This window comes from Pseudomonas sp. RIT-To-2, from assembly GCF_029623465.1.
In the GTDB taxonomy this organism is placed as follows: Bacteria; Pseudomonadota; Gammaproteobacteria; order Pseudomonadales; family Pseudomonadaceae; genus Aquipseudomonas; species Aquipseudomonas silvicola.
This window is the reverse complement of record NZ_JAPYKM010000030.1, coordinates 34,681-48,298: the sequence shown is the minus strand read 5'-3', so window position 1 is coordinate 48,298 and position 13,618 is coordinate 34,681. Positions and strand designations below refer to the sequence as shown.

The following is a 13,618-nucleotide window of genomic DNA, read 5'->3' as shown; positions in this document are numbered from 1 at the left end:
CGGAGGGCGGTCAAGAGAGGTGTGCATCCGGTGCCACCTTCACCCATGAATATTTTCATTGTTTGCCAGCAGGAGTCCCAGCATGTCGATCCAGGTCGAAGACTATTTCGCGCGCGAAACCTTCCAGAAAATGAAGGCGTTCGCCGACAAGCAAGAAACCCCTTTCGTACTCATCGACACCCAGATGATCAGCCAGGCCTACGACGACCTGCGCGCCGGTTTCGAATTCGCCAAGGTCTACTACGCCGTGAAGGCCAACCCAGCCGTCGAGATCATCGACCTGCTGCGTGACAAGGGCTCGAGCTTCGACATCGCCTCGATCTACGAACTGGATAAAGTCATGGGCCAGGGCGTTGGTCCTGAGCGCATCAGCTACGGCAACACCATCAAGAAGTCCAAGGACATTCGCTACTTCTACGAGAAGGGCGTGCGCCTGTTCGCCACCGACTCCGAAGCCGACCTGCGCAACATCGCCAAGGCCGCCCCGGGCTCGAAAGTCTACGTGCGTATCCTGACCGAAGGCTCCACCACCGCTGACTGGCCGCTGTCGCGCAAGTTCGGCTGTCAGACCGACATGGCCATGGACCTGCTGATCCTGGCCCGCGACCTGGGCCTGGTGCCTTACGGGATCTCGTTCCACGTAGGTTCGCAACAACGCGACATCAGCGTGTGGGACGCCGCCATCGCCAAAGTGAAGGTGATCTTCGAACGCCTGAAGGAAGAAGACGGCATCCACCTGAAACTGATCAACATGGGTGGCGGCTTCCCGGCCAACTACATCACCCGTACCAACAGCCTGGAAACCTACGCGGAAGAGATCATCCGCTTCCTGAAGGAAGACTTCGGCGACGATCTGCCGGAAATCATCCTGGAGCCAGGCCGTTCGCTGATCGCCAACGCCGGCATCCTGGTCAGTGAAGTGGTGCTGGTGGCCCGCAAGTCGCGCACCGCCGTCGAGCGCTGGGTATACACCGACGTGGGCAAATTCAGCGGCCTGATCGAAACCATGGACGAAGCCATCAAGTTTCCGATCTGGACCGAGAAGAAAGGCGAAGTGGAAGAGGTGGTCATCGCCGGCCCGACCTGCGACAGCGCCGACATCATGTACGAGAACTACAAGTACGGCCTGCCGCTGAACCTGGCCATCGGTGACCGCCTGTACTGGCTGTCCACCGGCGCCTACACCACCAGCTACAGCGCCGTGGAATTCAACGGCTTCCCGCCGCTGAAATCGTTCTACATCTAAGCATTCGCTGTACAAGGAAACCGGGCCTCGCGCCCGGTTTTTTTATGGTGGCTCGCCACCCCGACTGGCCGCGTCAGGAACGCCCCGCAGCAACAGGCACACCGCATGCACCGCCGACGCGGCCAGGTCCGCTGCTACAGAGTCTCCGTCATCAGGGAATCGGCTTTCGCCTGGTACAGCGTCGCCATGGCACGAATGCGAGGATCGCTGGCCTGCAGCAACGCAGGCCCGCTGACACACAGGAAATTCAGGTTGCCGCCTTCCAGCGCCCGCCGCAGCCAGTGCAGCGCGTCCTCCACCCTGCCCGTCTCCGCCAGCACCGCCGCGTGGCTGAACTGGCCACGAAAATCCCCGGCTTCGGCCGAGCGTCGGTACCAATCATGGGCCTGGGCAGGGTCGGCGGCGCCCGCCATGCCGTTTTCCAGGTAACGCCCCAGCAGGTTCATCGATTTGGCATGCCCCATCAGCGCCGCACGGCGGTAGCAGGCCAGCGCCAGTTCATGGTCAAGGGCCACGCCCCGCCCGGTGCCCAGCAGGTTGGCGTAGTTGTACAACCCCCAGTCCAGCCCGGCGGCCGCGGCTTCGCGGTAATGCACGGCCGCTTGCCGCACATCCACCGGGCCACCCCAACCGTGCTCGTGGCAGCGCCCGAGCATGTTGCGCGCCATGGGGTGGCCGCCGTTGGCGGCGATGGCGAACCAGGTACGCGCCAGCCCCGGGTCACGCTCGATGCCCTGGCCGTCCAGCAGTATCTGCCCCAGCAGCGCCTGTGCGTCAGCCATGCCCGCACGGGCCGCCGTGAGGATAGCCTGGGCGGCGCGCGCAGGGTTGGCGTGCAGCATCGCACTCAGGCTGTCAGCGTCGAGCACTTCTTCGCGGCGTAGTTCAAAGCCCATCTCAGACGTCCACCCAGCGCCGCAACAAATTGTGGTAGGTGCCCGTCAGGCGGATCAGCGAGGGGTGGTCGGGCACATCACGCGTCAGGCTCTGGATGGCACCGTCCATCTCGAACAGCAGTGCCCGCTGGCTGTCCTCGCGCACCAGGCTCTGGGTCCAGAAGAACGAGGCGTAGCGTGCACCGCGCGTCACGGCGTTGACCTTGTGCAGGCTCGTGCCGGGGTACAGCACCAGGTCGCCGGCCGGCAGCTTGACCCTCTGGGTGCCGAAGGTGTCCTGGATCTCCAGCTCACCCCCGTCGTACTCGTCCGGGTCGCTGAAGAACAACGTCGACGACAGGTCGGTACGCACCCGCTCCGGGTTGCCCCGGGCCTGGCGCACGGCGTTGTCGATGTGGAAGTCGAAATTGCCGCCGGCCGTGTAACAGTTCAGCAACGGCGGAAACACCTTGTGCGGCAGCGCCGCCGACATGAACAGCGGATTTTGCCACAGGCGCTCCAGCATCGCGGCGCCGATCTCGACCGCCAGCGGGTGGCCTTCGGGCAACTGCAGGTTGTGCTTGGCCTTGGCCGACTGGTGCCCTGCGGTGAGTTTGCCGTCGGCCCAGTCAGCAGCCTCCAGCGCCTGACGAATGCGCGCCACCTCGTCTCGGGAGAAGATTCCGGGGATGTGCAACAGCATGACGGCGGTACCTGCAGGCGGAGGGATGCCAATGGTATTGATTCTTATTGACTGTGTACAACGCGCCATCGTACGAATTTGTAAAAAAGGTAACCGAAAATTGTAAAGAACGTAAATTCAACGCGAATGGCACCGTGTCGCAATTGATACCGAGTTTCATTTACCCTACATTCCGCCGCCTCGACACACCTTGGGGAAGGCTAAAAACAATGTCACGTCAACACGCTCACATACCTGTCAGCTCGCCACGCTTGCTGGTCTCGGCCATTGGCATGGCCTTGGGCGCCGCCTCGGCTACCCAATTCGCCCAAGCGGCCGAAGACACTGGCTCCAAGCAGAACGGGGCGATCTCGCTCGGTGCCACCAGCATTACCGGTGAGGCGCAAGAGCCTTCCTACCAGGTCGAGAAGTCGGCTTCGAACAAATATACCGCGCCGCTGACCGACACCCCGCGGTCGGTCACCGTCATCCCGCAGCAAGTGATCAAGGACACTGCCGCCACGTCGCTGCAGGACGCCCTGCGCACCGTGCCCGGCATCACCTTCGGCGCCGGTGAAGGCGGCAACCCGCAAGGCGACCGCCCCTTCATCCGTGGCTTCGATGCACAGGGCGATACCTACCTGGACGGCGTGCGCGACACCGGCGCGCAGACTCGCGAAATCTTCGACATCGAGTCGGTAGAAGTCAGCAAGGGCCCGAACTCGGCATTCGGCGGCCGTGGCTCTGCCGGTGGCAGCATCAACCTGGTCAGCAAACTGCCCAAGGATCACGACTTCATCGACGGTGGTTTCACGTACGGTTCCGACCAGACCCGCCGCTACACCCTGGACGTGAACCGCAAGTTCCTCGACACCGCAGCGTTCCGCCTGAACCTGATGAGCCACGAGCAGAACGTGGCTGGCCGTGACGCGGTGAACTACGACCGCTGGGGCGTGGCACCATCGGTGACCTTCGGCCTGGGCACCGAGAACCGCCTGAACCTCAGCTACTACCACGTGGAAAGCAACGACCTGCCGGACTCGGGCATTCCCTACGGCTACAGCTCGGCCACCGCTACCGCCCACGTGCACGACAAGCCCACCGATGGCGGCAACAGCAACAACTTCTACGGCCTGAAAGACCGCGACTTCCGCAAGACCCGCGCTGACATCAGCACCGTTTCGTTCGAGCACGACTTCAGCGACACCATGACGCTGAAGAACACCCTGCGCCACGGCAACACCGGTCAGGACTACATCCTCACCCAGCCAGACGACAGCCAGAAGAACGTCAACAAGTACGGCACCGTATGGCGCCGTGCCAACGCCCGCGTCAGCACCACCGAGACAACCACCAACCAGACCGACCTGTTTGGCGAATTCAACGCGCTGGGCTTCAAGAACAATTATTCCACCGGTGTCGAATTCACCCGTGAAGTCAGCCATGTCACCGGCTACACCTTCTCCAACCCGGCCAACAGCAACCCGACCGCAGCCTCGCCAGGCGGAGTTGGTTGCCAGCCGGGCGAGTCCTACGGCGGCACCTGTACTTCACTGAGCAACCCGAACCCGGACGACGACTACACCGGCACCATCACCCGCAACTACCAGGGTACCAAGACCACGGGTACCACCCGTGCCCTGTACGCGTTCGACACGATCGAGCTGGACCCGCAATGGCTATTGAACCTGGGTGCGCGCTACGACAGCTTCGACACCACTGCCAACAGCGACACCAGCGGCAAGGTCAGCAATGATTCGCACTTCTGGAACTGGCAAGCCGGCCTGGTGTTCAAGCCAACCGACAACGGCAGCATCTATGCCTCGTTCGCCACCTCGGCCACACCACCGGGCTCCATGCTTAACGAGGGCGTGGACGGCAACGGCATCCCTGCTGGCAATACCGTGATCCAGAGCGACCTGGAGCCGGAAACCACCAAGAACTACGAAGTGGGCACCAAGTGGGACCTGCTGAACGATCGACTGTCGCTGACCGCTGACGTGTTCCGCACCGAAAAGGAAAACACCCACGTCCTGACAGCCACCAACACCTACGAAAACGCCGGCAAGACCCGTGTAGACGGTTTCGAGTTGTCGGCCACCGGCAAGATCACCGAGAAATGGCAAGTGTTCGCTGGCTACAGCTACCTGGACAGCGAAATCGTCAGCGGCGGCCTGGCGGGTCGTAGCGGCACAGTGACAGGCGGTGCCACCACCGACGGCAAGGAACTGCCCAACACGCCGAAACACAGCGCCAGCCTGTGGACCACCTACCAGGTGGCGCCGAAGCTGACCATCGGCGGCGGTGCCTTCTACGTAGGCGAAGTCTGGGGCGACACGGCGAATACGGTGTACGTGCCGTCCTACACCCGCTACGACGCCATGGCCGCGTACAAGCTGAGCAAGAACGTCGACTTCCAGCTCAACGTGCAGAACCTGACCGACAAGGTCTATTACGACAAGGCGTACGCCGCACATTTCGCCAACCAGGCAGCCGGCCGCACCGTGTTGTTCAGCACCAACTTCCACTTCTGATTCAAGAGAAGTGCCCCAGCCCCGCTCACCGGTTGAGCGGGGCTTTTTCGTGCATGAGATTTATTCGCAACCGATCCGGCATAATGCCCTCCGCGTTCGGTGCCAGCTTTCGGCAAGGTGATTAAAAGTGTTGAAGAAAACACTGTTCCAACTGCATTGGTTTTTCGGCATCACGGCAGGCCTGGTGCTGGCGCTGATGGGCGTGACCGGTGCGCTGGTATCGTTCCAGGACGAGATGCTGCGCGCCCTGAACCCTGACACCCTGCACGTCCAGGTGCAGGACAGCGGGGTGCTGCCGCCCTCGGTGCTGGTGCCCAGGCTGGAAGCCGCCAAGGGCAAGCCCATTACCGCCTTGTGGGTGGAAACCGATACCGGCCTGGCCTCACGGGTGTTCTACATGCCGCCACCCGGCGAGCGTCGCGGCGAACTGCGTTATTTCAACGCCTATACCGGCGAACTGCTGGGCAAGGTGCGTGGCGAGGGGTTCTTCGGCTTTACCTTGCAACTGCACCGCTTCCTCGCCATGGGTGAAGTGGGCAAGAACATCACCGGGGCCTGCACCCTGGTTCTGGTGTTCTTCTGCCTGTCGGGCCTGTACCTGCGCTGGCCGCGCCAGGCGCTGAACTGGCGCGCCTGGCTGACCCTGGACTGGGCCAGAAAAGGTCGCAGTTTCAACTGGGATCTGCACGCCGTGACGGGTACCTGGTGCCTGCTGTTTTACCTTCTGCTGTCCGTGACAGGGCTGTTCTGGTCCTACGACTGGGCGCGTGAAAGCATGAGTTCGCTATTGGGCAGCGCCCCCAAGGGTGAACACCGCGAAGGCCAGCGTGGCGGTCGTATGCCGCGGCCAACGCCCCCCACAGGCCCGGTAAACGTCAACTACGACGCGGTGTGGGACAGCATCCGCAGTCAGGCGGGCCCTGCCCTGCGCGCCTACAACCTGCGCCTGGCGCCCAATGGCCAACCGCTGACGGTGTTCTACCTGCTTCAGGACGCGCCCCACGAGCGCGCGTTCAACAGCCTGGTCCTGGACCCGCTCTCGGGCCAGGTGCGCCGGCATGAACGCTTTGCCGACAAGCCTCTGGGCGGCCAATTGCTAGACAGCGTGTATGCCCTGCACGTGGGCAGCTACTTCGGTCTCCCCGGGCGCATCCTCAACACACTGGCGGCGTTGAGCATGCCGCTGTTCTTCGTTACCGGCTGGCTGTTGTACCTGGACCGCCGCCGCAAGAAGCGCCAGGTGCGCGCCGTGCGGCAGCAACTGGGCAATACCGACACCCAAGGCGGCTGGCTGATCGGTTTTGCCAGCCAGAGCGGTTTCGCCGAACAACTGGCCTGGCAGAGTGCCAACCAGTTGCAGGCCGCCGGGCTCGCGGTGCGGGTTGAGCCGTTGTCGCGCCTGGGCGAGCACGACCTGCGCCAGGCCGCCCATGCGCTGTTCGTCGTCAGCACGTTCGGCGACGGCGAAGCACCCGACAGCGCCCGTGGTTTCGAGCGCAAACTCCTCGGCCAGGCATTGGCGCTCGGGCACTTGAACTACGCCTTGCTCGCCTTGGGTGACCGCCAGTATCAGCACTTCTGCGGCTTTGGCCAGCGCCTGCATGCCTGGCTCGGGCAGCAAGGCGCCCGCAGCGCCTTCGAGCCCGTGCAGGTGGATAGCGCCGACCCGCTACGCCTGCAACAGTGGCAGGAACAACTGGGCCAACTGACCGGCGCCCAACCGACGATGGCCTGGCAGGCGCCCCTGTACGAAGACTGGACGCTGAGCGAGCGGCAACTGCTGAACCCAGGCAGCCAGGGTGCGCCGGTATACCTGCTGCGCCTGACGCCGCCGGCGCCTCACCCGTGGGAGGCCGGCGACCTGATCGAAATGATGCCGCGCCTGACCAGCGACATCCCCCTGCAGACCCAGGCCCGGGAGTACTCCATCGCCTCTGTACCCGAGGACGGCGCACTGGAATTGATCGTACGCCAGGAACGCCACCCTGACGGCACTCTGGGCCTGGGCTCGGGCTGGCTCACCGAGCATGCCCCGCTGGGCGCGCTCATCAGCCTGCATGTGCGGCGCAACAATGGCTTCCATGCACCGCGTGACGATGCGCCAGTGATACTGATCGGCAACGGTACGGGGCTGGCTGGATTGCGCAGTTTGCTCAAGGCCCGAATTGCCAAGGGCCATGCACGCAACTGGCTGGTATTTGGCGAGCGCAATCAGGCGCAGGACTTTTTGTGCCGGGATGAATTGCAAAGCTGGCTCGCGGACGGCCACCTGGCCCGTCTGGACCTGGCGTTTTCTCGCGATCAGGCGAAGAAGATCTACGTGCAGGACCGCTTGCGCGAAAATGCGCGGCAGGTGCGCGAGTGGGTGGCCGAGGGGGCGTTGATCTATGTGTGCGGCAGCCTTCAGGGGATGGCGGGCGGTGTCGATGAAGTGCTGCGTGAAGTGCTCGGGGCGGATACCCTGGAATCGCTGAGCGAACAAGGGCGCTACCGCCGCGACGTTTACTGATATGGGCGCATGCGAACCCTTTAGACCAAGCGAAGCTCGGGAACCAGGCGCCGCGCCGTAACTGACACTACGCGGTGCGCCCTTCCCGAGCTGGCGCCCGGTCCTGCCGGTGCAGGCGGGCGCACCAGGGTCAGGCCTTGACGGGTTCTACCGCCAGTTCCACAGCTTCGGACTTTTTGATCACCGCATACACGACCGCCGTCACCGCCGCCCCCGCGGCAATGGCCAGCAGGTACAGCAATGCATGGTTGATGGCGTTGGGGATCAGCATCACGAACAAACCACCATGGGGTGCCATGAGTTTGCAGCCGAAGTACATGGACAGCGCACCGGTCAAGGCGCCGCCGGCGATGCTGGCCGGGATGACCCGCAACGGGTCCTTGGCAGCAAACGGAATGGCACCTTCGGAAATGAAGCACAACCCCAGCACCAACGCAGCCTTGCCGGCTTCACGCTCGCTCTGGGCGAATTTGCGGCGGGCCAGGAAGGTGGCGATGCCCAACCCGATGGGAGGCACCATGCCCGCAGCCATGGTGGCGGCCATCGGTGCGTAGCTCTGGGAGGCCAGCAGGCCTACCGAGAACGCGTAAGCCGCCTTGTTGATCGGGCCGCCCAGGTCGACGCACATCATGCCACCCAGCAGTACACCCAGCAGAATGGCGTTGGTGGTGCCCATGCTGTCGAGGAAGTGGGTCAGCGCTTCGAGCATGCCGGCCACCGGCTTGCCCACCACGTAGATCATCACCAGGCCGGTGAACAAACTGGCCAGCAACGGAATGATCAGGATCGGCTTGAGCGCCTCGAGGCTTGCCGGCAAACGCGCGTAACGGTTGATGGCCTTGGCGGCGTAACCGGCGATGAAGCCTGCCGCGATGCCACCAATGAAACCGGCACCCAGGGTGCTGGCCAGCAAGCCACCGATCATGCCGGGCGCCAGGCCAGGCCGGTCGGCGATGGAGTAGGCAATGTAGCCGGCCAGCAGCGGCACCATCAGTTTGAAGGCGCTATCGCCACCAATCTGCATCAGCGCGGCAGCCAGGGTGCCCGGCTCCTTGAAGGCAGTGATACCGAACACGAACGACAGGGCAATCATCAAGCCGCCCGCTACCACCATCGGCAGCATGTACGACACGCCAGTGAGCAGGTGTTTGTAGACCCCGGTCTTTTCCTGCTTGGCCGGCGCGGCAGCACCAGCGCTGGCAGCAGACTCTTGCTTGCCTTCGGCCAAGGCCTTGTCGAGGATCGACTTGGCCTGCTTTAGCGCCACGCCGGTGCCGCAGCGGTAGATACGTTTACCGGCGAACCGTTCGGTGGCCACATCGATGTCGGCGGCCAGCAGTACCACGTCGGCGTCCTGAATGGCTGCGGCGCTGAGCGGGTTGCGCGCGCCCACCGAGCCCTGGGTCTCGACCTGCAGGTCGTAGCCCATTTGCTTGGCGGCCGTCTGCAAGGCTTCTGCAGCCATGAACGTGTGGGCTACGCCGGTCGGGCACGCAGTAATGGCCACCAGCCGCGGCGCACGGTCGGCTACCGGCGCGACAACGGCCTCGCTGGACGCTTCGTGAACCTTGGCCTGCTCCGCGGCCTGGCGCAGGAACGCGTCGGCGTCCTGCAGGGCCGCGGCCGGGCTGCTCTGGAACAGGCGCTTGCCGACAAAACGGCTGAGGTCGATGGGGCCGGTGTTGATCACCAGTACCCAGTCGGCGGCCTCGATGGTGGCCGGCGACAATTTGTTTTCAGGGTGCTGCGGGTCATGCACCTCAACGCTGGTGCTCCAGCCCTGGCGCTGGGCCACGGCATCGAGCAAGCGTGCACTGAGAACACTGGAGACGCGGCCGCTGGGGCAAGCCGTGACGATGGCAAGTTTCATCTCATACCCTCTTATTGTTCTGCAAGCGCGCGCACGCAGACGCCGCTTTCGAGCCGCGCCAGTTCGGCGTGGTCATTGATGCCAAAACCGATCTGGCTGACCGCCATGGCCGCGATGGCGGTGGCGGTGCACAACGTCTGGTGTGGGGTGGCGCCGCTCAGCAGGCCGTGAACCATGCCCGCCAGCAACGAGTCGCCCGCACCCACGGTGCTGCCGATGTCGACCGTGGGCGGCAGGGCCTGCAGCGCCGGTTGGCCGCTGAACCAGTTGACGCCCTGGGCGCCTTGGGAAATCACCACATGCTCGATGCCCTGGGCGTGCAGACGCTTGGCCACGGCGGCCTGCTGGGCTGGCGTGTCGACGGCTTCGCCGAGCACTTCGGCCAATTCCGCGGTATTGGGTTTGATCAGCCACGGCTGGGTGGCCAGGCCCGCGCGCAACGCCGCGCCGCTGGTGTCCAGGGCGACTTTCAGGCCCAACGCAACCAGGCGTTCCAACAGCGCCTGCAACCACTGGGCATTGATGCCCCGGGGCAGGCTGCCAGCGACCACCACGGCATCGTGGCCGGGGGCGATCCGCTCCAGGCGCGCCAGCAGCGCGGCCTGGGCTTCATCGTCGACGAAAGCGCCAGGACCATTGAGGTCGGTGATCCGCCCGCCGCGCTCGGCCAGCTTGATGTTGGTGCGGGTTTCACCCGGCACCCGGATGAACTCATCGGTGAAGCCACGCGCGACGAACAACGCCTCGAACGGCAGCACATTGTCCTGGCCGAGGAAACCGGCCACCGTCAGTTCATGCCCCAGGTCAGCCAGCACCTGGGCGACATTGATGCCCTTGCCGGCGGCATGGCTGTGCATGGCCGTGGTACGGTTGACGTCGCCCACCAGCAGGCTGTTGAGTTCCACGGTCAGGTCCAGCGCCGGGTTCAGGGTCAGGGTCAGAATCTTGGCCATTTACTGTTTCTCCACCAGGGCGCGCACGTCGGCGGCGCTGCCCAGGCCCAGCGCAGTCTGCGCCAGGCTTGTTGCGTGTTCCAGGGTCAGTTCGCGGACCCCGGCCTTGACCTCGGCAATGCTGCGCGCCGAGACACTCAATTCATCCACGCCCAGGCCTACCAGCAGCGGCACGGCCAGCGGGTCGGCGGCCAGTTCGCCACAGATGCCCACCCACTTGCCGTGGGCATGGGCAGCCCGCACGGTGATGTCGATCAGTTGCAGCACCGCCGGGTGCAGGCCATCCGCCTGGGCCGACAGGGTCGGGTGGCCACGGTCGATGGCCAGGGTGTACTGGGTCAGGTCGTTGGTGCCGACACTGAAGAAATCCACTTCCTTGGCCAGCACCGGCGCCAGCAGGGCAGCGGACGGTACTTCGATCATGATGCCCAGTTGCAGGTCAGCGACCGGTATCTCCAGGCGCAGGCGCTCGGTCATGTCCCGAGCCTGGCGCCACTCCTCGACACTGCCCACCATGGGGAACATGATCCGCAGCGGGCGGTTGTCGGCGGCGCGCAGCAGCGCGCGCAGCTGGCTTTCCATCACGTCGGGACGCTGAAGGGTCAGGCGGATGCCGCGCACACCCAGGAAGGGGTTTTCTTCCTTGGCGATCGGCCAATAAGGCAGCGGTTTGTCACCGCCCACGTCCAGGGTGCGCACCACCAGTGGCCGGCCGGCCAGGCCGTCGAGCACGCGGCGGTATTCAGCTTCCTGTATGGCTTCATCGGGCGCCTGGGAATGGGCCATGAAAATCAGCTCGGTGCGCAACAGGCCGACACCTTCGGCGCCCTGCTCCACCGCGGTTTTGACGCCGGCGCTTTCACCGATGTTGGCGAACACTTCAACGGGGTGGCCGTCCCGGGTGACGGCGGTTTCCATACGCCGGGCATTCGCGGCTTCCTGGCGACGCGCACGGGTTTCGCGCTCTTCGATGGCGCGCTGGCGCACCTCTTCACTGGGTTCGACCACCAATTGGCCGCGCTGGCCATCGAGCATCAACGGGCAGCCGGACTTGAGCAGCAGCACCGCCTCGCCCGCCCCCACGATAGCCGGGATGCCCAGGGCACGGGCAACGATGGCACTGTGGGCGGTAGCGCCGCCGCGCGCGGTAAGGATACCGGCCACGCGGGCGGGGTCCAGGCGGGCGACGTCGGACGGGCCCACCTCGTCCATCACCAGGATATAAGGCTGGTTTGGCTCATCGACGCTTTCCACGCCGCACAGTTGCGCCAGCACACGACGACCAATGTCGCGCAGGTCGGCGGCGCGCTCGGCCAGCAGGGCATCCTGCAACGCTTCCTGCTGACGGGCAGCGGCTTCGATCACGCTGATCCACGCCGCAGGGGCGCTTTCGCCCTGCTTCAGGCGGCTGGCGACCTCATCGGTCAGCGCCGGGTCGTCGAGCATTTCCTGGTGGGTGACGAAAATCTCGCGAATGGCCTTGGCCTGGCTGCGGCGGATCAAGCCTTCAATGTCTTCACGCACCTGCACCAAAGCGTCTTGCAGCCGCTGGTGTTCCACCGGGTGAGACTCACCGCGCAGCGGGTAGTCGAATTCCTGCGGCACCTGCACATGAGCCGGGCCCATGGCGATGCCCGGCGCGGCAGCGATCCCCTGGATCTGCTGGCCCGCGACCGGGGCCTGCACCTTGGGTACGATAACGGCGGCCTCTTCAACCACTACGGTCACTTCGGCAACCGCCGGCAGCGGCTCGACCTCCTCGCCCAGGCCTTCTTCAACTGCCGCCAGCAATGCGGCCAGCGCATCATTGGCAATGGCCGGTTCGGCGATGAATTCAAGCACCTGGCCGCGGCGGGCGCCCAGGCTCAACAGCTTACTCAGGCTTTTCGCCGACACGGCAGGCTCGGTACTGTCCACCAGGCGCAGGTGAATCTCACCCTCGAAGCTCTTGGCCAATTGCGCCAACACCTTGGCCGGGCGCGCATGCAGGCCGTGGGCGTTGGCCAAGCCAATGCGGGCGCTGGGCCAGTCGGCCGGCACATCACCGCCCAAGGCTTCCAGTACCGCGCGCGGGTTGGTGGCGCGGCCCAGTTCCTGGCCGCGGCCTTCGATCAGCAAACCACACAGCCGCTCCAGCAAAGCCTGGTGTGCCTCGCCCAGGCTGGCCAGGCAGAACAGCCCGGTCAGCGGTTGGCCCAGGTAGCGCAAAGGTTGTTGCGGGGTGACGAACGCCAGCCCGGGTTTCTTCACGGTCTGTTCGCTGTGCAACCACCACAGGCCGTCGCCCAGGGGCAAGGCTTCCACTTGCTGCAGCACGGCGGCGAAGCCATTGCTGACACAGTCGGCCTGGCGCAGCAGGCGGGCGCCACGCCATACCAGTTCTTCGAAGTCTTCGGCGGCCACGCTCAGGCTGATCATCTGCGCATCCAGCGCCAGTTCCTGGGGCGCGCCCTGCAACAGTTTCAGCAGCGCTTCAGGGGTACTGGCCGTGCGCAACGCCTGGCCCAGGTCGGTCTCGCCCAAGGCGCGGGTCAGCAGTTGCAGCAGGCGCAGGTGCTCGTCGGACTTGGCCGCGATGCCGATGGCCAGGTAAACGATCTGGCCATCACCCCAGTCCACGCCTTCAGGAAACTGCAGCAGGCGCACGCCGGTGGCGAACACCAGGTCACGGGTCTCCGGGGTGCCGTGGGGGATGGCGATGCCCTGCCCCAGGAAAGTAGAACCCTGGGCCTCGCGCGCTTGCAGGCCCGCCAGGTAGCCGTCGGCCACCAGGCCATCGGCAACCAGCTTTTCAGCGAGCAATTGCAGGGCGGCGGGTTTATCCACGGCACGCTGGGCCATGGATATCTGCTCTATAGTGAGCTCGAGCATGCCAATCTCCTTTACGGCATCCACAGGATGCAGAAGTCTTGTTTTAAGGGTGCAGCATAGGACCGAAACCCTTGCAGG

8 protein-coding genes are annotated in these 13,618 nt (G+C 64.5%); 3 read left to right on the top strand and 5 right to left on the bottom strand.

Features of this window, described 5'->3' with window-relative positions; translation table 11 throughout:
* The first annotated feature begins 82 nt into the window (after nucleotides 1–82).
* Complete coding sequence (locus tag QBK88_RS22720) at nucleotides 83–1,246, top strand: type III PLP-dependent enzyme (protein ID WP_158152702.1); 1,164 nt, start codon at nucleotides 83–85, stop codon at nucleotides 1,244–1,246.
* A 134-nt stretch (nucleotides 1,247–1,380) separates the two neighbouring features.
* Here the strand turns inward: QBK88_RS22720 and QBK88_RS22715 are convergent, their stop codons facing one another.
* Both QBK88_RS22715 and QBK88_RS22710 read right to left on the bottom strand, forming a co-directional pair.
* Nucleotides 1,381–2,142 (bottom strand): tetratricopeptide repeat protein, encoded by a 762-nt coding sequence (locus QBK88_RS22715; RefSeq protein ID WP_277963796.1) that lies wholly within the window; start codon nucleotides 2,140–2,142, stop codon nucleotides 1,381–1,383.
* 1 nt (nucleotide 2,143) lies between these two features.
* Nucleotides 2,144–2,824: a Fe2+-dependent dioxygenase gene (locus tag QBK88_RS22710; RefSeq protein WP_277963795.1), complete on the bottom strand. Its 681-nt coding sequence runs from the start codon at nucleotides 2,822–2,824 to the stop codon at nucleotides 2,144–2,146.
* A 209-nt stretch (nucleotides 2,825–3,033) separates the two neighbouring features.
* Here QBK88_RS22710 and QBK88_RS22705 point away from each other — a divergent pair, with 209 nt between their 5' ends.
* Both QBK88_RS22705 and QBK88_RS22700 read left to right on the top strand, forming a co-directional pair.
* Nucleotides 3,034–5,337, top strand: coding sequence for a TonB-dependent receptor domain-containing protein (locus tag QBK88_RS22705; RefSeq protein WP_277963794.1), 2,304 nt, complete (start codon nucleotides 3,034–3,036; stop codon nucleotides 5,335–5,337).
* Nucleotides 5,338–5,464: 127 nt separating this feature from the next.
* Nucleotides 5,465–7,846, top strand: a complete 2,382-nt coding sequence (locus QBK88_RS22700) for a sulfite reductase flavoprotein subunit alpha (RefSeq protein ID WP_277963793.1) — start codon at nucleotides 5,465–5,467, stop codon at nucleotides 7,844–7,846.
* 130 nt (nucleotides 7,847–7,976) lie between these two features.
* Here the strand turns inward: QBK88_RS22700 and QBK88_RS22695 are convergent, their stop codons facing one another.
* From QBK88_RS22695 to ptsP, 3 genes are read right to left on the bottom strand one after another with little or no spacing between them, the layout of a single operon-like run.
* The gene (locus QBK88_RS22695) at nucleotides 7,977–9,716 is read right to left on the bottom strand and encodes a PTS fructose-like transporter subunit IIB (protein WP_277963792.1); all 1,740 of its coding nucleotides are present in this window, start codon (nucleotides 9,714–9,716) and stop codon (nucleotides 7,977–7,979) included.
* 11 nt (nucleotides 9,717–9,727) lie between these two features.
* Nucleotides 9,728–10,669, bottom strand: a complete 942-nt coding sequence (pfkB, locus tag QBK88_RS22690) for a 1-phosphofructokinase (RefSeq protein ID WP_277963791.1) — start codon at nucleotides 10,667–10,669, stop codon at nucleotides 9,728–9,730.
* Entirely contained in the window at nucleotides 10,670–13,540 is a 2,871-nt protein-coding gene (gene ptsP / locus QBK88_RS22685; protein ID WP_277963790.1) for a phosphoenolpyruvate--protein phosphotransferase, read from the bottom strand.
* Nucleotides 13,541–13,618 lie beyond the last annotated feature (78 nt).

What these genes read in the sequence shown, in the direction of transcription:
- QBK88_RS22720 (WP_158152702.1), top strand. Translation starts at nt 83, where the DNA reads ATGTCGATCCAGGTCGAAGACTATTTCGCGCGCGAAACCTTCCAGAAA.
- QBK88_RS22715 (WP_277963796.1), bottom strand. Translation starts at nt 2,142, where the DNA reads ATGGGCTTTGAACTACGCCGCGAAGAAGTGCTCGACGCTGACAGCCTG.
- QBK88_RS22710 (WP_277963795.1), bottom strand. Translation starts at nt 2,824, where the DNA reads ATGCTGTTGCACATCCCCGGAATCTTCTCCCGAGACGAGGTGGCGCGC.
- QBK88_RS22705 (WP_277963794.1), top strand. Translation starts at nt 3,034, where the DNA reads ATGTCACGTCAACACGCTCACATACCTGTCAGCTCGCCACGCTTGCTG.
- QBK88_RS22695 (WP_277963792.1), bottom strand. Translation starts at nt 9,716, where the DNA reads ATGAAACTTGCCATCGTCACGGCTTGCCCCAGCGGCCGCGTCTCCAGT.
- pfkB (WP_277963791.1), bottom strand. Translation starts at nt 10,669, where the DNA reads ATGGCCAAGATTCTGACCCTGACCCTGAACCCGGCGCTGGACCTGACC.
- ptsP (WP_277963790.1), bottom strand. Translation starts at nt 13,540, where the DNA reads ATGCTCGAGCTCACTATAGAGCAGATATCCATGGCCCAGCGTGCCGTG.